Raw genomic sequence first — 23,564 nt, forward strand, 5'->3', positions numbered from 1 at the left:
AATTGCTCGGTTTGCTTCAGTCAGCCTGCCTGCGGCGCATGAACGTCAGGGCGCCCAGGCCAAGGGCCAGCATTGCGTACAGCGAAGGTTCCGGCACCGCCGTGACTACTCGGACCGTATCGAGGCCGACATAGTTCAGGCTATCGGCGGAGCCGACGTAGCGGAACGCGAACCGGCCTTCGCCCTGGAGGTCGAGGTTGCTGCTCCAGGCGGTCCAGTCGGTGGGGTAGGGCGAGCCCACGCCGCCGAAGGTAGCCAGCAGGGTGTTGAAGGCGGTGGTACCGCCACTGCTGCCGGCCGCCCAGCGCACTTCCAGGAAGTCGGAGAAGCCGGGCGTGGCCTCGTGCGCGGTGTAGAACGAGAAGCTGGTCAGGCCGGTGAGGTTTAGCAGCGGCGTGATCAGCCAGTTGTCGACCACGCCCTGGCCGTTGGCGGCCCCGAGGTAGTTGGCGGCGGCATAGGCGTTCGGCGCGCCGGATTGGGCGCCGAAGACGTCGGCATTGCCCTGGAACCAGTTGGTGCCGGGCGGCACGCTGTTATTGACCAGGGTCCAGCCGGGGAGGGAGGCGACGTTGTCGAAGCCTTCGTTGAGGATTTCCACGCCCGCGGCGCTGGCGACCCCGGGCGCAAGTGCCGCCAGCGCAAGCGCGCCGGCCGCTGCGTACGACTTGAGTGTGTTCATGGGTGAGCTTTCATGCGAAGCCAGAGGGATGGCATCGAACTCGCGCCTGGCTGACACGAGGCCATGGTTCAGTTCATCATATGAGCTGAACAAGAGCGAACCTTGATCTTTATTCAAGGTGTGCTGTAACTCGGCGGTTTGGCGGGAGGGGCGGCAGGGTGGGCATTCGTAGGGCTGGCTAAATGCCAGCACTACGAATGTCCACCCCTGCGAACACAGGAGATAATCAGGCAGGAGTGGCGAGCGCGAACGGAGCCGTTCGCGCCCTGAAAACGCGTCAGCGTTTTGCGAAATAGCTGCGCAGCCGCATCTTGCCCACGATCCCGACCGGGAAGAAATAGATCGACAGCACAAACAGCACGCCCAGCCACAGCATCCAGCGGTCCGGATGCAGCGCGGCCGCCAGCAGCGGCACGCCTTCCAGCGCGCTCGAGCCATGCGCCATCAGTTCTTTCAGGTAGTTCTGTGCCAGGATGAACAGCGCCGCCCCCACCACCGCGCCGTACATCGTGCCCATGCCGCCGATGACGACGATCAGCAGGATATCGGTCATCACCTCGAAGCCGAGCGAAGTCTTGGGTCCGACATAGCGCAGCCACAACGCCATCAGCGCGCCGGCCAGGGCCGCCACCAGTGCCGCCAGGCAGTTGGCCCAGATGCGGTAGACGACGGTGCGGTAGCCCAGCGCCTCGGCGCGGAACTCGTTTTCGCGGATCGCCTGCAGCACCCGCCCGAAGGGCGAATTCACCAGGCGCAGCAGGAACAGGAAGAGCAGCAGGCAGCCGAAGAACACCAGGTAATAGGTGAGCAGCTTGCCGTCGATGGCGCGCCCGAATACCTCGTTTTCCACCAGCGTGAAGCCGGGCGTCAGCACTTCCGGCACGCTGAAGGTCTTGCCGTCCTCGCCGCCGGTAAAATCCGACAGTTGCGACGCCAGCACGGCAAACGAAGAGGCCACTGCCAGGGTGATCATGGCGTAGAAAATCGCCCGCACGCGCAGCGCGAACAGCCCGACGACAAAGGCCAGCACCAGGGCCAGCAGCAGTGCCAGCCCCAGGCCTTTCAGGGCCACGCCCCAGGTCGGTTCATCGACGGACGCCAGACCCAGTCCGATGCCGTAGGCGCCGATCCCGTAGAACATGGTATGCGCGAACGAGACGATGCCGGTGTAGCCGAGCAGCAGGTCGTAGGAGGCCACCAGCACGATGTAGACGCAGATGGTGGCCGCCATGTTCAGCGGACGCGCGCCGCTCGTGAGGAAGGGTGCGAACGCCAGCGCGAGCAGGATCAGGACCAGCACGGCGGACAGGATGCGGCTGCGCGGCAGGTCGCCGGAGAGAAGTCGGTTCATCATGCTCAGCTCCGCATCTTCGAATACAGCCCGGCCGGGCGCCACAGCAGGATCGCGATCATCAGGATGATGTTCGAGACCAGCGCGATTTTTGGGGCCAGGAAGCCGGCGTAGTTGGCCACCAGCGCCATCAGCAGGGCGCCGATGAAGCAGCCGCCCACCGAACCCAGGCCGCCGATGATGATCACGATGAAGATCATGATCATGATCTCGCCGCCCATCGCCGCCGACAGGGTTTCCTTGTACAGGCCCCACATCACGCCGCCCAGGCCGGCCAGCGCGGAACCGGCCGCGAACACGCCCACGAACAGGCGGCGGATGCGATAGCCCAGGCTTTCGACCATCTCGCCGTTTTCCACGCCGGCGCGGATCAGGAGGCCGATCTTGGTGCGGTTCAGGACCAGGAACATCCCGGCGAAGACCACCAGCCCGACGATCACCGCCACCAGCCGGTATTTTTCGATGGCCGCGTCGCCGAGGAAGATGGCGCCGCGCAGGCTGGTGGGCAGCGGCAGCGGGATGGTCTCGGCGCCCCAGATCACGTTGATCAGCTGCTCGGCGACGATCATGCCGCCCATGGTAATCAGGATTTGCTTCAGGTGCTGGCCATACACCGGCATGATGATCACGCGTTCGAAGGCCCAGCCGAGCAGGGCCGTGACCAGCATCGCCACCGTCACCGCCAGGGCCAGCACGCCGAGGTTCACCAGCAGCGAATCCATTTCGAGCCAGCCGCGCATCGGCAGCAGCACGAGGGTGGCGGCAAAGGCGCCGACCGAGACAAAGGCGCCATGGCCGAAGTTCAGCACGTTCATCAAACCGAACACCAGGGTCAGGCCGCTGGCCATGATGAAGATCATCATGCCCATGGCGAGGCCGGCGACGGTCAGCGTGACCCAGGTCGGGAAGCTGCCGACCAGCGGCAGCATGAGCAGGGCCAGCACGGGCACCAGCAGCACCGGCGCGATATCGCGCGGCGCGCTCGGCAAGGGCGCATCGGCCTGCGGTGGCGGCATGGCAGCCGGTGCGGCCGGCGTGCGAGGGAGAGTAGCGCTCATGATAGAGGTCCTATTGGTGTGCGGCCAGCGACAGGCCGAGCAGGCGCTGCTGCAATGCGTCGTCGTTTGCCAGCGCCGCCATCGTGCTGGCGTGGGCCACGCGGCCATCGTCCATCACGCTCACGGTGTCGCCGAGCGAGCGCACGAAATTGAAATTCTGCTCGACCAGCAGGATGGTGGTGTCGTGCTCCTTCAGTTCGCGGAAGGCGGCGATCAGGCTTTGCACGATGGCGGGTGCCAGGCCCTTGGTTGGCTCGTCCACCAGCAGCAGCTTGCGCGGCTCGACGATGGCGCGGGCGATCGCCACCATCTGCTTCTGGCCGCCCGAGAGGTTCCCCGCCGGGTAGTTCCAGAATTTTTTCAGGGCCGGAAAGAAGCCGAAGATCCACTCCACGCGCGCCTCGTCCATCGGCCCGCTGCGCGCGGCCAGGTGCAGGTTCTCGCGCACGGTGAGGTCCGAGAACACGGCCATGCTTTCCGGGACGTAGGCGATGCCGAGGCGGGCGATGTCGGGCGTGGCCAGTTTGCCGATGTCCTGGCCGTCGAAATGGATGCTGCCGGCGCTGGCCTTCCACAGGCCCATGATGGTGCGCAGGGTGGTGGTCTTGCCGGCGCCGTTGCGGCCGAGCAGCACCGACAGGCCGCCGCGCGGGACCACCAGGTCCACGCCTTGCAGGATGTGGTACTGGCCGATGTGGGTGTGCACACCCGAGAGGCGCAACAGGGGTTCAGCCATGGGCAGCGGCGGGTTCGGTGTCGGGTGTTCCAAGATAGGCTTCCTGTACGATCTTCGATTGCATCACTTCATGCGGGTTGCCGTCCGCGACCAGGGTGCCGTTGTGCAGCACGATGATGCGGTCGGCCAGCTGGCGCACTACATCCATCTTGTGCTCGACCAGCAGCACAGTTTTGGTGGTGTCGCGCTTGACCGACTGGATCAGTTCCAGCACCACCGGCACCTCGTCCACGCTCATGCCGGCGGTCGGCTCGTCGAACATCAGGATGCGCGGCTCCAGCGCCAGCAGGATCGCCACTTCCAGCTTGCGCTGGTCGCCGTGCGAGAGCGCGCCGACGCGCGCTTCGCGCTTCGCCAACATCGCCACGCGCTCCAGGTAATGTTCGGCGCGCGCGATGAGTTCCTTGTACCCGAACCACACCGAGAACATGTTCATGCCCAGCCCGGCGCGGCTCTGCACCGCCAGGCGCACGTTTTCCATCACCGTCAGGTTCGGGAACAGGTTCGTGAGCTGGAAGGCGCGCCCGATGCCCAGGCGGGTACGGCGTGCGGCGCCAGCCTTTGTCACGTCCTGGCCGCCCAGCAGCACGCTGCCCGAGGTGGCCGGCAACTGGCCCGACACCAGGTTGAAATAGGTGGTCTTGCCGGCCCCGTTCGGGCCGACGATCACGGTCAGCGTGCCTGGATAAAAATCCGCCGTCACCGCGTTGACAGCGACGTGGCCGCCGAAGCGGATCGTCAGGTCGCGCGTCGACAGCGAAGGGGCTTGGTCGGTGGCCGCCATGTCAGCGCTTGTTCTTCACCGGCAGCGGCATGTCGGTGACCGGGATCTCGCGCACCAGTTCCAGCAAGTCCCACTCGTTGGCCTGGTTCTTCTTGATGCGGAAGTGGTACATCGATTGCAGCGCCTGGTGGTCTTCCTTGCGGAAGCTCATCTTGCCTTTCGGGGTGTCGAAGGACATGCCTTCCATCGCCGCCACCAGCTGCTCGCTGTTCCCGCTCGGGACCTTCGACAGGGCGGTGTAGACAGCGCTGGCCGCCGCGAAGCCGCCGGCCGTGAACATGTCGGGCGGGGCCTTGAAGCGCTTCTGGTGCTCGGCCACCAGCCAGTCGTTCATCTTGTTCTTCGGAAAGGCGTAGTAGTAATAGATGGTGCCTTCGGTGCCGGCATAGTTCTTCCAGGTCTTCATCACCGGCAGGATGTTCCCGCCTGGCGCCAGGTGGATGCCGTAGCGCTCGGGCTTCATGTCGGCCAGCTTGTTCATCGGGTTCGGGCCGGCCCAGACGATCTGCAGCACGCGCGGCTGCGGCTTGTCCTTCAGGGCGTCGAACAGGCGCTGGGTCGAGGCGGTGAAATCGGTGGTGGTCATCGGCGCGTACTCTTCGTGCACCACCCTGGCCTTGCTGCCGGTGGCCGCCAGCGCTTCCTTGCCGGCCTTGATGGCGTCGCGCCCGAAGGCGTAGTCCTGGGTCAGGAAGCCGACGCTGCCCTGCTTGAGGGTGCTGGCCGCCGCCATCGCGTCCTGCATCGAGCTGCGCGCGGTGCGGAAGATGTACTTGTTCCACTTGTCGCCGGTGATCGCATCGGCCACGGCCGGCTCGATGATCAGGACCTTCTTGTATTCCTTGGCCACCGGCAGCATCGCCAGCGCCGAACCCGAGGAGGTGGTGCCGACCGCGATGTCGGCCTTGTCGTCGCCATAGGCTTCGGCCAGCAGGGTGCGGCCGAGGTCGGGTTTGCTCTGGTCGTCCTTGACGATGACCTTCAGCTTGCGGCCGTTGATTTCCATCTTGCCGCCGGTGAGGTATTCCAGGCCCATCATGAAGCCGGTCTCGGTTTCCTTGGCATAGGCCTCGAGGGCGCCGGTCTTGCCGGCGATGAGGGCGATCTTCAGGTCGGGGCCGGCGGCCATGACATAGGGCGTGGCGCCAATGGCGAAGGTGGCGAGTACCGCGGCCGAGAGAGGTTTGATCAGGTGCTTCATGTTGTCTCCTGTCGATCTGATTTTATTTCTGTGTTTATGGAAGCTGGGCTAGGAACCCGCGGATCGCGTCCAGCGCCGCCGGTTCGGTGAGCATCGGCGCATGGCCGACGTCCGGGACTTCGGCGTAGGCCATGGCAGGTGCGGCGCGCCGCATCCATGCCACCTGGTCCGGTTCGACCAGGTCGGACAGGGCGCCGCGCACCAGCAGGGTCGGACGGCGCTGCGCCAGGCGGCGGAAGGCCATGCGCGCCGCCAGCGAGGTCGGCTTGAGTTTACCCGTTTGCAAGGACAGCGCAATACGTGGGTCGTAACGCAGGGCCAGCGCGCCGGCGTCGTTGGCGGCAAAGGCGCGCCGCGCCCACTTGCCCCATTCCGCATCGGAGTTGCCGGGGAAGGCGCAGGCGTTGATGTCCTTCAGGTAGCCGGCGGCGTCGTCCCAGGTCGAGAGCACGTTGCAGCGCCCCGCGTAGCCGGCGATGCGCGCCAGGCCCTTGGTGGACAGCACCGGGCCGACGTCGTTCAGCACGGCGCCGGCGATCAGGTCGAGGTGGCGCATGGCGAGCGTCATGGTGACCAGGCCGCCCATCGAGGTGCCGACGAACACGGCGCGCGCGATGCCGAGGTCGTGCATCAGCTTGACGACGTCGCCGGCATACACCACCGGGTTGTAGTTGGCCGGGTCGGGATCGTAGGCCGAGTGGCCGCGTCCGCGCACGTCGAGCGCGAGCACGCGCCGGCCCAGGCGCGCGATTTCCGGGGCCAGTTCGTCGAAGTCGGCCGAATTACGGGTCAGGCCGTGGATGCAGATCACGGGCAGGCGTGCCGGAGCAGGCTCGGCCCCGGCCTGGGGGGCGTAGTCGCGTGCATACAGCGCCAGCCCGTCGCTGCTGTCAAAACGGAGAGGTGTGAAGTTCGGCACGCTGGCAAATCCTGTTGGTTCGTCGGGTGAGAGAAACGAAGGCGAGGACACCCGGGCCGGGCGGCGCCCGGATGCCCACGCAAGCGGAACAGTCTAGAAGCGGTACTCGAGGGTGGCCGAGACCGTGCGCGGGTTGCCGTAGAAGGCCGTCAGCGTGCCCTCGTTGCCCAGGGTCGGGAACAGGTAGCCGGCGGTCTTGTAGCGCTCGTCGTTCAGGTTCTTGCCGTGGATGCCGGCGCGGATCTTGCCGTCGGCGCGGGTCCAGACGATGCTGGCATCCCACAATTTATACGAAGGCTGGTCCAGCAGGGACACGGTCTCGAACTGGTTGGTGGCGCCCTTGTACGACACGCTGCCGATCAGCGAGACCTTGCCGTTGTGGCCCATGATGGGCAGGGCGATGTCGTAGTTGGCGCGCAGGTTGGCCGAGTTCTTCGGCGTGTTCTGGAACACGCGCTGGTCGGCCACGTTCACGCCGGCGACGATGTATTCCTTGTAGTCGGCGTCGATGTAGCTATACATGCCGGCAATCGTGAAGCCGCGCGTGATGTTGGCGATCGCTTCCAGTTCGACGCCCTTGATCTTGGCCTTGCCGGCGTTGGTGGTCACGCCGGCGAAGCTGTCGTCGCGGCCGTCGCCGTTGGTGTCGATCGCCACCGAACCCGGGATCTGCACGTCCTTGTAGTCGCTGTAGAACACGGCGGCGTTGGTGGTGATGCGCCCGCCATTGAAGGCCGACTTCAGGCCGAGTTCATAGGTTTCGATGGTTTCGGGCTCGTAGCCGGCGCGGGCCTGGGCTTCGGTCAGGCGGGTGCCGACCATGTTCAGGCGCGGATCGAAACCGCCGCCCTTGAAGCCTTCGGAATACGAGGCGTAGACGTTGTGGTCGGCATTCACCTTGTAGCCCAGGGCCACGCGCGGGGTGAACTTCTTGTCCTTGCGCTGCAGCGTACCGTTACGGAAATCGGTGTCGGTGCGGAACAGGATGGCGCCCGGGTTGCCCATCTCCGGCGAGCCGGCCAGGCCCAGGTAGATCTGGCGGTAGATCGAGGCGGTGCGCTCGTCGACCGTGTAGCGCCCGCCCAGCGACAGGCTGAAGGCGTCGGTGAAGTTGTAGCTGCCGTCGAAGTAGGCGGCCCAGGCCTTGGTGTCGATGTCGCCGCTGGTGAAGGTCGAGGTTGGCGCGAGGCCGGCCAGCACGGTATCGAACTTGTTGTAGGCGTTGGCGTCGATGTAGTACAAACCGGCGACACCCTGGATGCGCTCGCCGGTATAGGTGAGCTGGAATTCCTGGCTGAACTGCTTGTTGGTGTACAGGGCCGGCACTTCCATGTCGACCACGGGCAGGGCGTCGAAGTCGATCGGCGCGTACGACTTGTCCTTGCGGCTGGCCGTGATCGACTTGGCGCTGAACTGGTCGTTGAAGCGGTATTCCACCAGCGCCGAGACGCCGTAGGACTTGACGTCCTGGTCGTGGCCGAGGGCCTGGGTCAGGTTGGCGCGGGTGTCGAATTCGTTCGACAGGATCGGCGCGCCGCTGGTGCGGCCGACCGTCAGGCGGTGGCCGTTCTTCGGGTTCGAGTCGTCTTGCGTGCCGTCGGCGGCGATGCGGATGAACAGGTCGGCGCTCGGCGTGAATTCGGTCGAGAGGCGCAGCGCGGTGACGTCCTTGTCGTAGTTCTCGGCGCCGGTGTACAGGTTGGTGCCGAAGCCGTCGCGCTTGAAGCGCGCCACCGTGCCGCCGATACGGACGGTGTCGCTGAGCGGGGTGCTGGCGGTGACCACGCCGTCGAGCTGGCCGTAGTTGCCGGCGGTGGCACGCAGGCGCACGTCGGGTTGCGAACCCAGTTTGCGGGTCACGTACTTGACCGCGCCGCCGATGGTGTTGCGGCCATACAGCGTGCCTTGCGGGCCGCGCAGCACCTCGATGCGCTCGACGTCGTAGATGTCGGCCACGGCGGCCTGCGGGCGGGCGAGATAGATGTCGTCGATGTAGATGCCGACGCCGGACTCGAAGCCGGCCAGCGGGTCGGCCTGGCCGACGCCGCGGATGAAGGCGGTGAGGGTGGAGTTGGTGGCGCGCGAGGCCTTCAGCGTGGTGTTCGGCAGCGCCAGGGCCAGGGCGGTCACGTCGGGCACGCCCTGCTTCGACAACTGGTCGGCGGAAAAGGCCGTGACCGAGACCGGCACGTCCTGCAACGATTCTTCGCGGCGGCGCGCGGTGACGACCACCTTCTGGATGTCCGAGGCGGCTTCGCCGTCAGGTGCGGGCGCGCCCGAGGATTGCTGGGCGTGGGCAGCGCCCAGCGCGCCGCTGGACAGGGCCAGCAGGGCGGCGGCGGAACGGTAGAGCAGCTTCTTTTTTCTATTTGTCAGACGCATCGTTGTCTCCTGTTTTTGGAATGGCGGCGCACGCTCGGCTTATTGCTCTTTCACGCACGGCTAGCAGTGTGCCTCGGTCCGGTTTGGCTGAAAAGATAACAATCCGCCCACCCTGTGTGCGAATTTGCACAAGGCCTTGCACCGGCTCGGTGCAGACCCGGCCCCCATGGCAGCGAGGGAAAATGCTGCAAGCGCACAATTTTCGTGCTCTGGCGGCGGATCGAGGGAAGTGATTGCAGGAGGAATGTGCACTGGTGCACAATAGGTCGTCTTGATCTATTTTGATAACTGAGCAAATGCGCCGATGAACAGCCTGCCTGAGTGGACCGACCTGCGTTTCTTCCTCGAGCTGGCGCGCGCCGGCACCTTGTCCGGCGCGTCGCGCCGGCTGGACGTCGAGCACACCACGGTGGCGCGCCGCATCGACCGCCTGGAAAAGGAACTCGGCTCGACCCTGTTCGACCGCTCGCGCGAAGGCTACGAACTGACCGAGATGGGCCATGCGCTGCTGCCCCACGCCGAGGCGATGGAGGGCGCGGCGCTGGCCGCGGCCGAGCAGCTCGGCGGGGCCGAGGTGGCGGCGCACGGCGTGGTGCGCCTGGGCGTGCCGGAAGTGTTTGGGGTGAAGGTGGTGGCGCCGCTGCTGGCGGACCTGCTCGACGCCAACCCGGACCTGTCGATCGACTTGCTGGCGCTGCCCAGCTTTGCCAACCTCGCCAACCGCGAGGCCGACCTCGGCGTCATGCTCGACCCGCCCACCACCGGGCGCTACATGGTCACGCGCCTGGCCTCGTTCCGCTTCTACCTGTACGCCTCGCCCGGCTACCTGGACCGGCATCCGCCGATCCGCCAGCAGTCCGACCTGGCCCAGCATTACTTTGTCGACTACGTGCAGGACCGCCTGGCCAGCCGCGAACTGTCCTACATGGGTGAACTCGGCTTCACGCCGCGGCGGCGCCTGTGCTGCTCGGGCATGACGGCGCAGATCGAGGCGGCGTCGCTGGGCATGGGCCTGATGATGGCGCCGCCGTATGCCGTGCCCGACGACGGCAAGCTGGTGCAGGTGCTGCCGGGTTTCCATGCCGAGCGCTCGTTCTGGCTGGCCGCGCCGACCGACCTGTACCGGCTGCGCCGCGTGAAGGTGGTGTGGAACCTGCTGCGCGACTATGCCGACAGCCAGCCTTCGCTGTTCGTCTGAGGCGCCAGGCCAGCTTGATTGCCACCGCAGTCGTGGCAGGATGAGATGCAATTCACTTGGAGAACGCCATGAACCTTGCCCGCCCCGGTCTTGCCACACTCGATGCCTGCCAGCGCGACATGCGTGCCGGCTACCTGGGCGGCGCCCCGGGCGTACTTGTCTCCGGTTCGGTCTGGGCCGTGGCCGCTTGCGTCGCAGCCTGGCTGTCGCCGCAGCGCGCCGTATGGGCGCTGTTCGTCGGAGGCATGTTCATCCATCCGATCGCGGTGCTGTGCACGCGCCTGCTGGGCGCTCCGGGCCGTCATACCTCCGGCAATCCGCTCGGCGCGCTGGCAATGGCCACCACGTTCTGGATGATTGCGATGCTGCCGCTCGCCTATGGCATCGCGCTCTGGCGCATCGAACTGTTCTTCCCGGCGATGCTGCTCGTGATCGGCGGCCGCTATCTTTGCTTCCACACCCTCTACGGCAACCGCATGTTCTGGATGATCGGGGCCGTGCTCGGGCTGGCCGGCTATGGCTTGGCGAGTTTGAACGCGCCGCCGGTGCTGGGCGCAGCGGCCGGCGCGCTGATCGAGATCGTGTTCGCCTTCGTGCTGCTGGCCAGCGCGCGGCGCGAAGCCGGGATCGGGCCGACCCCGGTCTGACACATCGTCAGCCGGCCGCGTTGCGGAACGGGTTGCGCTCGTTCAGCTCGTCCATGTAGTCGTCGATCCCGCCCGCTTCACGCTCCAGGAAACGTTCGATCGCATCCGCGAACGAGGGGTGGGCCAGCCAGTGCGCCGAGAAGGTGCGGGTCGGCAGGAAGCCGCGCGCCATCTTGTGCTCGCCCTGGGCCCCGCCCTCGAACACCTTGATCCCTTGCTCGATGCAGAATTCCAGCGGCTGGTAATAGGCCGCCTCGAAGTGCAGGCAGGGCACGTGTTCGATCTCGCCCCAGTAGCGCCCGTACAGGGTGTCGGCCGTGTGGATCACGAGCGAAGCCGCGATCGGCCGCCCTTCGCGTTCGGCGATCACCAGCAGGATATTTTCCGGCATGGCGGCGCCGATGCGGCGGAAGAAGTCCAGGTTCAGGTAGGGCGTCGAGTAATGCGCCGCATAAGTGTGGCGGTAGCAGCGGTTGAAGAAGCGCCACTCGTCATCGGTGATGTCGGCCCCGCGCACCCGGCGCATCAGGACGCCGGCTTCCTTCACCTTGCGCCGCTCGGCGCGGATGTTCTTGCGCTTCTTTTGTTCCAGCGTCGCCAGGAAGGCATCGAAGTCGGCGTACTCATTGTTCAGCCAGTGGAACTGCACGCCGCTGCGTAGCAGGAAGCCGGCCTCCTGCAGCTGGCGCGCGTGCTCCTCGGGCGGGAACAGGATGTGGGTCGACGAGACCTCGGTGGCCTGCTGGGTGGCGCGCAGCACCTCGATCAGGGCGGCGCGGGCATCGCTGTCGCGCGCCAGCAGGCGCGGTCCGGCCACCGGCGTGAACGGCACCGCCGACAAGAGCTTCGGGTAGTACTCAAGGCCGTGGCGCTGGTAGGCGTCGGCCCAGGCCCAGTCGAACACGTATTCGCCGTAGGAGTGTCCTTTCACGTACAGGGGCAGGGCGGCGGCCAGGTCCTCGCCATCGTACAGCGCGATGTACTGCGGCTGCCAGCCGGTATCGGGACAGGCGCTGCCGGATTCGTGCAGCGCATGCAGGAAGGCATACGACAGGAAGGGATTGGCCTCGCCCTGCAGGGCCAGCAAGCCATCCCAGGCAGCCTGGCCGATTTCGGACAAGGATGAAACGATATGCGTGCGATAATTAAAAGTGGCGTTCAAGATGACGTCCAGACTGTTTCCATAACCAGGAGAGGGGTGGGCCGATGTGCCGGGCCGGGCCTTGCACACCGCTTGCCATGCGAAAGACTACGAGATGAACAAGCCATTCTATAACCTCTACTCGCACCAGTTCGCCCGCGTGGCGGTTGCCATCCCGCGTTGCCGCATCGCCGACCCGGCCTACAACGTCGAGCAGACCCTCGCGCTGGCGCGCCAGGCGGCCGATGAAGGCGCGGCGCTGGTGGCCTTCCCCGAGCTGGGGCTGTCGGCCTACAGCTGCGAGGATCTGTTCCACCAGCGTGCGCTGCTCGACGCCTGCGAAGCGGCCCTGGCCGCCGTGGTCGAGGCGTCTAACGCCTTGCCCGTGGCGATGGTAGTGGGCCTGCCGCTACGGGTCAATCACCAGCTGTTCAATTGTGCGGCCGTGGTCGCGAACGGCCGCGTGCTCGGCCTGGTGCCGAAAAGCTTCCTGCCGAACTACGGCGAATTCTACGAATCGCGCCAGTTCTCGAATGCCGACAGCGCGAACGTCGATTGCGTCGAACTGTTCGGCGAGATGATTCCCTTCGGTGCGAACCAGGTGTTCGAGGTCGAGAATTTGCCGTTGCTGCGCTTCCACGTCGAGATCTGCGAAGACGTCTGGGTGCCGGTGCCGCCGTCCTCGTTCGCGGCGATGGCCGGCGCCACGGTGCTGGTCAATTTGTCGGCCTCGAACGTATTGGTGGGCAAGAGTACCTACCGCCACCAGCTGGTGAGCCAGCAGTCGGCGCGCTGCATGGCGGCCTACCTGTACACCTCGGCCGGGCGCGGCGAGTCGACCACCGACATGGCCTGGGATGGCCAGTCGCTGATCTACGAAAAGGGCGAATTGCTGGCCGAATCGAAGCGCTTCCTCGACGAGTCGCACACCATCTTTGCCGACGTCGACCTGGAGCGCCTGTCGCAGGAGCGCATGCGCGCCACCACCTTTGCCCAGTCGGCGGCGCGCCATGGCGCCGAGGTGGCGAAGTTCCGCGTGCAGCGCTTCAGCCTGGCGCTGCCGCTGGAGCGCACGCTGCCCTTGCAGCGCGAGATCGAGCGCTTCCCTTATGTGCCGGCCGACCGCGCGCTGCGCGACGAGCGCTGCACCGAGGTCTACAACATCCAGGTCCAGGCCCTGATCCAGCGCCTGTCCTCGAGCGGCATCCGGAAGGTGGTGATCGGCGTCTCGGGCGGGCTGGACTCGACCCATGCGCTGTTGGTCTGCGCCGCCGCCATGGACCGCCTGGGCCTACCGCGCACGAACATCCTGGCCTATACCATGCCAGGCTTCGCCACCAGCGGGCGCACCCTGAGGCAGGCGCACGACCTGATGCGCGTGGTCGGCTGCTCGGCCCAGGAAATCGACATCCGCCCGAGCTGCATCCAGATGCTGAAGGACCTGAACCACCCGTTCGCCGAAGGGAAGGAACAGTACGACGTCACGTTCGAAAACGTGCAGGCCGGCGAGCGCACGAACCACCTGTTCCGGCTCGCGAACCACCTGGGCGCGATCGTGATCGGCACCGGCGATTTGTCCGAGCTGGCGCTGGGCTGGTGCACCTATGGCGTGGGCGACCACATGTCGCACTACAACGTGAACGCCAGCGTGCCCAAGACCCTGATCTCGCACCTGGTGCGCTGGGTGGCCGAGACCGAGTCGGTGGTGGCCGGCGGCACCGAGGTGCTGCTGAACATCCTCGGCACCGAGATCAGCCCGGAGCTGGTGCCGGGCAAGGAGGGAGAAGACCAGCCGGCCCAGGTGACCGAGAACGTGATCGGGCCCTACGAGCTGCAGGACTTCAATCTGTACTACATCCTGCGCTACGGCTTCGCGCCGACCAAGGTCGCCTTCCTGGCGTATTCCGCCTGGCGCGCGCGGCACGAAGGCCGCTGGCCGGACGAACACGGCGCGCGCAACGAGTACGACCTGGCCGCGATCAAGCGCAACCTCGGCATCTTCCTGTGGCGCTTCTTCAAGACCAGCCAGTTCAAGCGCAGCTGCGTGCCGAACGGGCCGAAGGTCGGCAACGGCGGCTCGCTGTCGCCACGCGGCGACTGGCGCGCGCCGAGCGATTCCGAGGCCACGGTGTGGCTCGACGACCTGGCCAGGATTCCCGACTAAATACCCATTGTTGAACAAGGAGCAGACATGAAACAGATCACCTGCGTGATCAAACCCTTCAAACTCGACGAAGTGCGCGAGGCGCTGGCGGACGTGAACGTCACCGGCCTGACCGTCACCGAAGTGAAGGGTTTCGGGCGCCAGAAGGGGCATACCGAACTCTATCGCGGCGCGGAGTACGTGGTCGACTTCCTGCCGAAGGTGAAGATCGAAGTGGTGGTGGATGACGCCATCACCGACCAGGTGGTGGACGCGATCATCAAGGCGGCGCGTACCGGCAAGATCGGTGACGGCAAGATCTTCGTGCAGGACGTGCAGCAGGTGATTCGCATCCGTACTGGCGAAACTGGGCCAGACGCGGTGTAAGGTGTTGTAGATACCGTCTTACCCGTCAAGCCCTACATGCAAATTTTGGGTCGTAGGGCTTGCCGGAGTGGATGACACCAAAACACAGGTGTGCCAGCTTGCGCATAGCGGCTCCAATTGCGGCCATCGCGGTTTTACCTTTGGCGAGCAGTCGCTCAGTCAGCGCCTTAATATGCGGATTACAGCGTGTTGCCACGACGGCAGGCATGTACAGCACTTTGCGTAAGTAAGCAGGGCCGGCTTTCGACATATGCGGCCGGCCACGTACCGAAGATCCTGACTCCCATACAACTGGCACGAGCCCCAGATAGGCTGCCAGCTGCTCGGCGCTCTCAAACGTTCGACCAGCAAATAACGTCGTCATATGGGTCGAAACACGAGGACCGACACCAGGTATCGTTTCGAGTAGTTCTTTCTTGTTGCGCAGGTCCGGGTCGTCATTGATGTGCTTGGCAATCATCTTTTCCAACCGCTTCAGTTCGGCCTGCAGAAAAGCGATTGATTCTGCAATAGAGGCGCTTACAGCTTCTGGTACCGAGCTAAAGTCGTTTGCTTCCTTGCGATTGCGTTCGCGCTGTAGATCGTCGGCGACTGCATCACGGCGCGCCAGCAGGGCTTTGAGGTGACGTGCTGACGGCGATGGTGGCTGCCATGGTGCAGGATTTTGGGCCATGCCGAAGCGAGCCAGCACCGCACTGTCTTGCTTATCGGTCTTGTTCTTCACCCCCAGTCCTTGCGCGAAAGCGCGCAGCTGAGCTGGATTAACCAGCGATACGACCAGTCCAGCATCGGCCAGGGCCAATGCAGCGGCTTCGTGATACATCCCTGTCGGCTCCATCACCACGTGTGGATTGGACGCCTTCTTTTCGTTCAGCCAGTCAAGCAACTCCACAAAGCCAGCAGCTGTATTTGGAATATTACTCTTCGACTTGAGCTTGCCGGTCTCGCTATCGAGCAGCATGCAGTCAAGGTTTTTCTTGGCAACGTCTACACCTAGATAAAACATAAATTCTCCTTGCGTCCTCGATCAACACACCCACTCTCCTTGTGCATACAGGGTCATTGCCCTTGGCTACCGTCCAGTGTTTGGCATGGTGTGGGAACGAGGTGAAGGGCTTGATCTACCTTCCAAGGTCGAGCCTTAAGGGTGGGCCCAAGCTGGTCTTCACCTCTGCTGGCAGTAGCTAACCACCAACTCGGTCAAGATACAAGGGTGGGCTCTCGAGCCCACGCGGTGTCAGCGGTAGATACCATGCGGCGTCACCGGGTACGCCGCATGACCTGGCGTCCCGGAAGACGTTTCGGCACATTGTTGCCGTACAGCGTGGGCTCGAGAGCCCACCCTACAAAGGCGCGGTATCGAAGCGCCGCCCGTCAGCGCAAGTCATGCAAGAACAAAATGCATGGTTCATCGCCCCATCTGGATATCGAACTTCCAGGTAATCAAGCGCAGCGCGCTGATGAACAGGGCGCTGGTCCACAGCGCGAAGTCGTGCGAGACATCGGTGTAGATCCCCATCATCAGGAACATCCAGTTGCCGAGGAAGGCGCACAGGGCGTAAGGTTTACCGTCCCTGAACACCATCGGCACTTCGTTGCAGACGATGTCGCGCAGCACGCCGCCGAAAATCCCCGTGATCACGCCCATCATCGAGGCGATGAAGATCGGCATGTTGGCGTCCAGCGCGGCCGAGGTGCCGGCAATCGAGAACAGGCCGAGTCCCACGGCATCGGCGATCACGATCAGGCGTTCCGACACGATATGGCGCAGGGTGCGGATCAGCGGCGAGGCGATCAGAGCCAGCACGAAGATGGCGATCGCGTATTCCTGGTGCGTGACCCAGAACAGCGGACGGCGGTCGAGCAGGATGTCGCGCAGGGTGCCGCCACCGAAGGCGGCGATGAAAGCGACGGTGAACACCCCCACCAGGTCCATGCGCTTGCGCCGTGCTTCGATGAATCCAGAAAAAGCGCCGACCAGGATTGCCACGATTTCGATGAACTTGATGAGGGTCATGCAAGGAGTGCGCAGTTGGACTGTTGCTAGCCTAACATGCAGCGGGCTCCTGCGGTAGGGAGCGCGTGCGGAGCCCGCCCTGCACGCGCACACCGGCGTTTCAGGTCGGGCCGGCGCGTTCCATCTCGGCCAGCGGCAGGCGCACGCTGAAGATCACCCGGCCGCCTGCCTGCCCCTCTTCGTAGCGGTAGGCGATCTCGCCCTCGTGCTCGCGTACGATCTGCGCCGCAATATACAGCCCCAGGCCCATGCCGGTGCGGTTGCGCGGGTTGTGCAGCGAGGTGCGCTTGAAGGGATTGAACAGCGATGCCGCCACGTCCGGCGCAATCGGTGCGCCCGCGTTCGACACCGTCAGCTCGGCCCAGCCATGCGCGTTGGTCAGGCCGGCCACGATCGGCCGACCGACTTCGCCGTGGTGGCGCGCATTGCTCAGCAAATTGGTCAGCACCTGGGCCAGGCGCCCGCCGTCGGCGCGCACGAAGACCGGGCCCGGATTGGCGAACACGTAGTCGATGGTCGGATAAGCCATGCGCGACTCGTCGATCACGTCTTCCACCAGCGCCGACACGTCGAGCGGCGCCAGCGTCATGCCCAGGCCCATGCCGCCGTCGATGCGGCTCATGTCGAGCACTTGCCCGATCAGGCGTTGCATGCGGTTGCTGGACGACTGGATGCGGCGGCCCAGGGTCGACTGCGTGCTGCCGCGCTCGATCAGGGTGCCGGCCATGTTGATCGAGTGCAGCGGGTCGCGCAGGTCGTGTCCCAGCATGGCCAGCAGTTGGGCACGCGTGGATTCGGTCTGGGCGCGCCGTGCGTTCGAGGCGCGCAGCAGTTCCGATTGCGTCAGTCGCGCATTTTCCAGCACCGCCGCTTCCCAGGGGTGCGAGCGGCCGCGCACGGTTTCGTGCCAGGCGTCGAACGAGCCGCGTGGGGTCAGGCGCGCACCAAGCGGACCGTGCTGGATTGTCTTTTCAGGACGGCCGCCCCAGGACACGTGCTCGATCTGCTCGGTGCGCAGCAGCAGGCACCAGCCGCCGCCGGGCGGATCGAAGGGCAGGGCCAGCATGCCGACCCACTTTCCCAGGCTGGCCTGCACCGCCAGGGGCCATTCGTCCAGCGCGTCGTAGGTAATGATGTCGCTCGCTTCCGGCGGCAGGGCGCGCACGATCGCTTCGGCGATGTCGCGCTCGACCGGGCCGTGGCTGAAGACCTTGCCATTGTGGACCGCTACCAGGGCCTGCGAGCGGGTTGCCGCCAGCAGGGCCTCGGCGTGGTGGGCCAGGGCGTCGAGCGGTTCCTCGTCGATCAGCAGCGATTCGACCAGGGCAGTGCGCACGCGCGCCGACTGCTCCACCAGTTCGGCGTCGGCGCGCGCCTCGATGCTTTGCACGGTCGAGGCCAGCACCTGGGCCAGCACGTCGGCCGCCATACGGATCGCGTGCGGCACCTGCTTCGGCGTCATGTGGTGGCAGGCCAGCAGGCCCCAGAGGCGGCCGTTGATCACGATCGACACACTCATCGAGGCCTGGATGCCCATGTTCTGCAGGTATTCGACGTGGATCGGCGAGACGCTGCGCAGCACGCCGAAGCTCATGTCGAGCGGCGCGCCATCCGGCGCACCCAGCAGCGGCACCGGGGTGTAGGCGATGTCGGCGATCATGCGGAGGGTGTTGAGCACGTACAGGCGGCGCGCCTGGGCCGGGATGTCGCCTGCGGGATAGCGCTGGCCGAGGTAGGGGACGAGGTCGTCGCGGCGCGCCTCGGCCACCACGTCGCCGCTGTCGTCTTCGCGGAAGCGGTAGGCCATCACGCGGTCGAAGCCGGTGAAGTCGCGCACCTGGCGCACCGCCGTTTCCAGCAGGCCCTCGATGCTGCGCTGGCGCCGCACGCGCTCGATCGAGCTGTGGGCGCGCACGGCAAACAGGGCGACTTCGTCGGCCGGCACGTCGCGCGACTCGAACTCGGCCACGATGCGGCCATGCGTACCATGCACGATGGCGTCGAAACCGCAGCCGTCGACCATCACCGCCGCCACCATCGGCGCGCATTCGCCTTCGCCCGCGGACTCGGCGCACTCGGCAACCAGTTCGGCGCAGGCGGCCGGCAAGGGCAGTTCGGTATAAGGGCGGCCCAGTTGCAGGGACGCCAGCAGACCGGCGGGCACGTTCGCGCTCCAGCCTTCGACGCTACCCTGCGCATCCATGAACACGAGAAAGCCGTGTGGTTGAATCGATCCCGGAACGTGGATGGGTTCTTCTGCGCAGTTCGCCAGGTCTACCTGGGCGGGCACAGGCATCGGGACGGCCTGAATCGACTTCAATGTATTCCCTTCTATTTAGGGGGGGGGCTGGACAGCTACGCTGGCATTCTACAACGCGATGACCACTGGGAGCGCACCGGATTGTTTCACGATAGTACTAAAGAATGAAGGCGGTGCACCGGATGAGGGTATTCTGACACAAGCCAGTGTCAATACGAAAGGTCAGCGATCCAGCGCCGGCTTCAGCAGCACGACCAGGGCGCCATGGCCGCCGTCGGCGCGGTTGGCCACGCAGAAGGCCACCACTTCGTCCTTTTGCACCAGCCAGCTGTGCACCACCGAGCGCAGCACCGGCTCGCCGTTCGGCGAACCGTAGCCGATGCCGTGGATGATGCGCACGCAGCGCACCCCGCGGCGCATGCTGCGGCGGATGAAGTCGCCCACCTGCCCGCGCGCGATGTCGCGCGTCATGCCGTGCAGGTCGAGTTCGTCCTGGATGGGCCAGTGACGCTTGCGTAGTTTTTTCACCACATCCGGACCGACGCCCTCGCGCGCATAGCTGAGGGTGGGATCGTCGTCGAGCAGGCCGTCGACGTCGAACAGGTCGGACAGCGATTCCTGCAGCACCAGGGCATCGTCTTCTTCCTGGCTCAGGCGGCGCTGCTCGGGCGTGGCGCGCAGCAGCGCTTCCTGCACCGGGCGGTAGACGTAGCGGTCCGATTCCGGCAGCTTCGTCACGCCGTCCATGGCACCGCGAAACTCCACGGCGCGTTCGCGCGCGATGCGTTCGCGCCGTTCGCGCGCGGCCTGTTCGATGGCGCGCACGCGTTCTTCTTCCTTGAGCTGGTCGCGCAAGGATTTCAGATCGGCAAAGTCCTTCATGCCCGCCATCGTCAGTCTCCGCGCTCCTTACTCGCCCAGGGCTTCCAGGTAGCGCTGCGCATCCAGCGCAGCCATGCAGCCGGTACCCGAGCTGGTGATCGCCTGGCGGTAGATGTGGTCCTGCACGTCGCCGGCGGCAAACACGCCCGGCACGCTGGTGGCCGTGGCCATGCCCTCGGTGCCGCTGCGGGTCTTGATGTAGCCGTTGTGCATGTCGAGCTGGCCCTCGAAGATCATGGTGTTCGGCTTGTGGCCGATGGCCACGAACAGGCCGTGCACGGTCAGTTCCTTGTCGGCGCCATTCTCGGTCGACTTCAGTTTCAGGCCGGTCACGCCGCTGTTGTCGCCGACGACCTGGTCCAGGGTGTGGTTCAGTTCCAGCGCGATTTTGCCTTCGGCAACCTTGGCCATCAGGCGGTCGACCAGGATAGGCTCGGCGCGGAACTTGTCGCGGCGGTGGATCAAAGTCACTTTCGAGGCGATGCCGGCCAGGTACAGGGCTTCCTCGACCGCGGTGTTGCCGCCGCCGATGACCGCCACTTCCTGGTTACGGTAGAAGAAGCCGTCGCAGGTGGCGCAGGCCGAGACGCCGCGGCCCATGAATTCCTGTTCGCTCGGCAGGCCCAGGTACTGGGCCGAGGCGCCGGTGGCGATGATCAGGGCGTCGCAGGTGAATTCGTGCGAGTCGCCGACCAGGCGGATCGGCTTTTCGTTCAGGTAGGTCGTGTGGATGTGGTCGAACACGATCTCGGTGTTGAAGCGCTCGGCGTGCTGCAGCAGGCGCTGCATCAGTTCCGGGCCCTGCACGCCGAGCGGGTCGCCCGGCCAGTTTTCCACATCGGTTGTCGTCATCAGCTGACCGCCTTGTTCGACACCGGTGACCAGCATCGGTTGCAGATTGGCGCGCGCGGCGTAGACGGCGGCGCTGTAGCCGGCAGGACCGGAACCGAGGATCAGGACTTTGGCGTGTTTCTTAGTGGTCATGAGAGCAGAGGAAATGATGTGGAAAATTGGAAACTGGGGGCGGGACGCGCAGAATCAAGACAGTGATTTCGTCGTCGAATACAACGCAGATTATAGACGATGATGCGCACAAGCATGAATGATGAGGCCGTCTTGGCAATATATGCCTTAGAATGGCTGGATTCCGCAATCGCGAAGATGAATGCACCACGCAGCATGAGCAAGAAGAGTTCCGCCCCTCCCTCGAATGTCCCCCGCAATACGGCCGGCCGCGCTCCGCTGCCGGGCAGGCTTGCGCGCCTCCTGCTGGAAGCGCGCTGGATCGCCATGGCGGTCGCCTTCCTGTATTTCGTCCTGATCCTGCTGAGCTACAACAAGGCGGACCCGGGCTGGTCGCACGCGAATACCGTGCCGCAGATTGCCAACCTCGGCGGCAAGGCCGGCGCCTGGCTCGCCGACTTGCTGCTGTTTATCTTCGGCTTTTCCGCCTGGTGGTGGGGCGGCCTGTTCCTGCGCGCCGTCTGGCGCGGCTACCGGCGCCTGAAAGACACCGATCCGGCCCCGCGCGAACCCGAGCACCAGGACGAATTCATCATTCGCTGGATCGGCTTCGCCCTGATGTTCGCCGGCAGCGTCGGCCTGGAATACCTGCGCATGTGGTCCTGGGACGTCGATTTGCCGCGCGCCCCGGGCGGCGTGCTCGGCCAGCTGCTCGGCCACGCCTCGCAGGTCGCCTTTGGCTTTACCGGCGCCACGCTGCTCCTGCTGCTGCTGTTCGGCCTGGGCTTTTCGCTGTTCTTCCAGGTGTCCTGGCTGGCCGTGGCCGAACGCATCGGCGAGTCGGCCGAGATGACGCTGGACTGGTTCCGCCGCCGCATGGAAGCCGGTGAAGACCGCCGCCAGGGTGAAGCCGCCGCCGTCAAGCGCGACGAAGCCGTGGTCACCGAACGCGCCAGGCACGTGGAAAAGCAGCCGGCGCCGGCCCTGCGCGCCGAGCCCCAGCTGGAACTGAGCAAGGCGGCCGCCTCGGCCCCGGCGCGCCCGGCCATGAAGGAGCCGCGCCTGGAGCCGGACGACGACGTGCCCGCGTACATCGATCTGGACGAGGACTTCTCGAGCAGCGCGCCGCCACCGAAGCCGCCGCGCGCGCCGGCTGCGGCCGGCGCTGCCGAGCCGGTCCTGGCGCCAATCAAGATCGAGCCGCAAATGATCTCGGTGCCGAAAGGCGAGCGCGCCGTCAAGGAGCAGCAGACCACGCTGTTCCGCGACTTGCCCGGCGACTCGGCCCTGCCGCCGCTGGCCCTGCTGGACGAACCGCCGCCGGCCCAGGAAACCGTGGCCGTCGACGTGCTGGAATTCACGAGCCGCCTGATCGAAAAGAAATTGTCGGACTTCGGCGTCGAAGCCGCGGTCGTGGCCGCCTATCCGGGCCCGGTCGTCACGCGCTACGAAATCGAACCGGCCACCGGCGTGAAAGGCAGCCAGATCGTGAACCTGGCGCGCGACCTGGCGCGTTCGCTGTCGCTGACCTCGATCCGCGTGGTCGAGACCATCCCGGGCAAGAATTACATGGCGCTGGAACTGCCGAACCCGAAGCGCCAGATCGTGCGCCTGACGGAAATCGTCGGCTCCAAGGTCTACAATGACTCGGCCTCGAACCTGACCGTGGCGCTGGGCAAGGACATCGCCGGTAAACCGGTGGTGGCCGATCTCGCCAAGATGCCGCACCTGCTGGTGGCCGGTACCACCGGCTCCGGTAAGTCGGTCGGCATCAACGCCACCATCCTGTCGCTGCTGTACAAGTCCGACCCGGCCGACGTACGCCTGATCCTGATCGACCCGAAGATGCTGGAAATGTCGGTGTACGAAGGCATCCCGCACCTGCTGGCGCCGGTGGTGACCGACATGCGCCAGGCCGGCCACGCCCTGAACTGGGCCGTGAACGAGATGGAGCGCCGGTACAAGCTGATGTCTAAATTAGGCGTGCGTAACCTGGCCGGCTACAACGCCAAGATCGCCGAAGCAACGAAGCGGGAAGAACACATTCCGAACCCGTTCTCGATCATGCCGGACAATCCCGAGCCGCTGGAAAAGCTGCCGACGATCGTCATCATCATCGACGAACTGGCCGACCTGATGATGGTGGTCGGCAAGAAGGTGGAAGAACTGATTGCGCGTATCGCCCAGAAGGCGCGTGCGGCGGGGATCCACCTGATTCTTGCGACCCAGCGTCCGTCGGTCGACGTGATTACCGGCCTGATCAAGGCCAACATCCCGACCCGCATCGCGTTCCAGGTATCGTCGAAAATCGACTCGCGCACCATTCTCGACCAGATGGGCGCCGAAACCCTGCTCGGCATGGGCGACATGCTGTACATGCCGCCGGGCACCGGCCTGCCGGTACGCGTGCACGGCGCCTTTGTCTCGGACGACGAAGTGCATCGAGTTGTAAAACATCTTCAATCGATGGGCGAGCCGAATTACATTGAAGGCATCCTGGAAGGCGGCACACTGGAAGAGGGCGGCGCCGGCGGCGATGCCACGGCCGGCGAAGGCGGCGGCGAGTCCGACGCCATGTACGACCAGGCGGTGCAGGTCGTGCTGAAGAACCGCCGCGCCTCGATCTCGCTGGTCCAGCGCCACCTGCGCATCGGCTACAACCGCGCCGCGCGCCTGCTCGAACAGATGGAGCAGAGCGGCGTGGTCTCGCCGATGCAGTCAAACGGCAACCGCGACATCCTCGTGCCCGCCACCAGTGCCGAGTAATGCCCATTAATCGGGTCGCTGGCGTCCACCCTCGTGGCGCGGTATGC

General features: G+C 65.3%; 19 protein-coding genes. 5 read left to right on the forward strand and 14 right to left on the reverse strand.

Features of this window, described 5'->3' with window-relative positions; genetic code table 11:
• Window positions 1-16: 16 nt before the first annotated feature.
• The 8 genes from ACWYRN_RS18185 to ACWYRN_RS18220 all read right to left on the reverse strand — a co-directional run bounded on the left by ACWYRN_RS18185 (window position 17) and on the right by ACWYRN_RS18220 (window position 9,113).
• Entirely contained in the window at window positions 17-682 is a 666-nt protein-coding gene (locus ACWYRN_RS18185) for a choice-of-anchor J domain-containing protein (protein ID WP_488688967.1), read from the reverse strand.
• 277 nt (window positions 683-959) lie between these two features.
• Complete coding sequence (locus tag ACWYRN_RS18190) at window positions 960-2,033, reverse strand: branched-chain amino acid ABC transporter permease (RefSeq protein ID WP_488692841.1); 1,074 nt, start codon at window positions 2,031-2,033, stop codon at window positions 960-962.
• Between the two features lie 5 nt (window positions 2,034-2,038).
• Window positions 2,039-3,091: a branched-chain amino acid ABC transporter permease gene (locus ACWYRN_RS18195; protein ID WP_374041301.1), complete on the reverse strand. Its 1,053-nt coding sequence runs from the start codon at window positions 3,089-3,091 to the stop codon at window positions 2,039-2,041.
• 10 nt (window positions 3,092-3,101) lie between these two features.
• Window positions 3,102-3,827 carry an ABC transporter ATP-binding protein gene (locus ACWYRN_RS18200; RefSeq protein WP_488688970.1) on the reverse strand — a complete coding sequence of 242 codons (726 nt, stop codon included), beginning with the start codon at window positions 3,825-3,827 and terminating at the stop codon, window positions 3,102-3,104.
• Window positions 3,820-4,611 (reverse strand): ABC transporter ATP-binding protein, encoded by a 792-nt coding sequence (locus ACWYRN_RS18205; protein ID WP_488688972.1) that lies wholly within the window; start codon window positions 4,609-4,611, stop codon window positions 3,820-3,822. The genes ACWYRN_RS18200 and ACWYRN_RS18205 overlap by 8 nt, the downstream gene beginning before the upstream one ends.
• A gap of 1 nt (window position 4,612) precedes the next feature.
• Entirely contained in the window at window positions 4,613-5,812 is a 1,200-nt protein-coding gene (locus tag ACWYRN_RS18210) for a substrate-binding domain-containing protein (protein ID WP_488688974.1), read from the reverse strand.
• A gap of 34 nt (window positions 5,813-5,846) precedes the next feature.
• Window positions 5,847-6,731: an alpha/beta fold hydrolase gene (locus ACWYRN_RS18215; RefSeq protein WP_488688976.1), complete on the reverse strand. Its 885-nt coding sequence runs from the start codon at window positions 6,729-6,731 to the stop codon at window positions 5,847-5,849.
• Between the two features lie 93 nt (window positions 6,732-6,824).
• Window positions 6,825-9,113: a TonB-dependent receptor gene (locus ACWYRN_RS18220; RefSeq protein ID WP_488688978.1), complete on the reverse strand. Its 2,289-nt coding sequence runs from the start codon at window positions 9,111-9,113 to the stop codon at window positions 6,825-6,827.
• A 304-nt stretch (window positions 9,114-9,417) separates the two neighbouring features.
• Between ACWYRN_RS18220 and ACWYRN_RS18225 the strand changes: the two genes are divergently transcribed.
• Both ACWYRN_RS18225 and ACWYRN_RS18230 read left to right on the forward strand, forming a co-directional pair.
• Complete coding sequence (locus ACWYRN_RS18225; protein WP_229434896.1) at window positions 9,418-10,311, forward strand: LysR family transcriptional regulator; 894 nt, start codon at window positions 9,418-9,420, stop codon at window positions 10,309-10,311.
• 68 nt (window positions 10,312-10,379) lie between these two features.
• Entirely contained in the window at window positions 10,380-10,958 is a 579-nt protein-coding gene (locus ACWYRN_RS18230) for a DUF7010 family protein (RefSeq protein ID WP_488688979.1), read from the forward strand.
• A 7-nt stretch (window positions 10,959-10,965) separates the two neighbouring features.
• On the opposite strand, the gene ACWYRN_RS18235 is transcribed toward ACWYRN_RS18230, so the two are convergent.
• Entirely contained in the window at window positions 10,966-12,120 is a 1,155-nt protein-coding gene (locus tag ACWYRN_RS18235) for a GNAT family N-acetyltransferase (protein WP_488688980.1), read from the reverse strand.
• 94 nt (window positions 12,121-12,214) lie between these two features.
• Here ACWYRN_RS18235 and ACWYRN_RS18240 point away from each other — a divergent pair, with 94 nt between their 5' ends.
• Both ACWYRN_RS18240 and ACWYRN_RS18245 read left to right on the forward strand, forming a co-directional pair.
• The gene (locus ACWYRN_RS18240; protein WP_488688982.1) at window positions 12,215-14,263 is read left to right on the forward strand and encodes an NAD(+) synthase; all 2,049 of its coding nucleotides are present in this window, start codon (window positions 12,215-12,217) and stop codon (window positions 14,261-14,263) included.
• A 27-nt stretch (window positions 14,264-14,290) separates the two neighbouring features.
• Complete coding sequence (locus ACWYRN_RS18245; RefSeq protein WP_229434918.1) at window positions 14,291-14,629, forward strand: P-II family nitrogen regulator; 339 nt, start codon at window positions 14,291-14,293, stop codon at window positions 14,627-14,629.
• 25 nt (window positions 14,630-14,654) lie between these two features.
• Here ACWYRN_RS18245 and ACWYRN_RS18250 read toward each other — a convergent pair whose 3' ends face one another.
• The 5 genes from ACWYRN_RS18250 to trxB form a co-directional block, all read right to left on the reverse strand.
• Complete coding sequence (locus tag ACWYRN_RS18250) at window positions 14,655-15,635, reverse strand: IS110 family RNA-guided transposase (protein ID WP_488688983.1); 981 nt, start codon at window positions 15,633-15,635, stop codon at window positions 14,655-14,657.
• Between the two features lie 402 nt (window positions 15,636-16,037).
• Window positions 16,038-16,646, reverse strand: coding sequence for a trimeric intracellular cation channel family protein (locus tag ACWYRN_RS18255; protein WP_305824865.1), 609 nt, complete (start codon window positions 16,644-16,646; stop codon window positions 16,038-16,040).
• 100 nt (window positions 16,647-16,746) lie between these two features.
• Entirely contained in the window at window positions 16,747-18,942 is a 2,196-nt protein-coding gene (locus tag ACWYRN_RS18260) for an ATP-binding protein (RefSeq protein WP_488688985.1), read from the reverse strand.
• Between the two features lie 186 nt (window positions 18,943-19,128).
• The gene (locus tag ACWYRN_RS18265) at window positions 19,129-19,797 is read right to left on the reverse strand and encodes a Smr/MutS family protein (RefSeq protein WP_488688987.1); all 669 of its coding nucleotides are present in this window, start codon (window positions 19,795-19,797) and stop codon (window positions 19,129-19,131) included.
• A gap of 18 nt (window positions 19,798-19,815) precedes the next feature.
• A complete protein-coding gene (gene trxB, locus ACWYRN_RS18270; RefSeq protein ID WP_488688989.1) occupies window positions 19,816-20,772 on the reverse strand; it encodes a thioredoxin-disulfide reductase in 957 nt (318 codons plus the stop codon).
• Between the two features lie 195 nt (window positions 20,773-20,967).
• Between trxB and ACWYRN_RS18275 the strand changes: the two genes are divergently transcribed.
• Window positions 20,968-23,517, forward strand: a complete 2,550-nt coding sequence (locus ACWYRN_RS18275; protein ID WP_488688991.1) for a DNA translocase FtsK — start codon at window positions 20,968-20,970, stop codon at window positions 23,515-23,517.
• Window positions 23,518-23,564 lie beyond the last annotated feature (47 nt).

Source organism: Massilia sp. BAP21, from assembly GCF_057801335.1.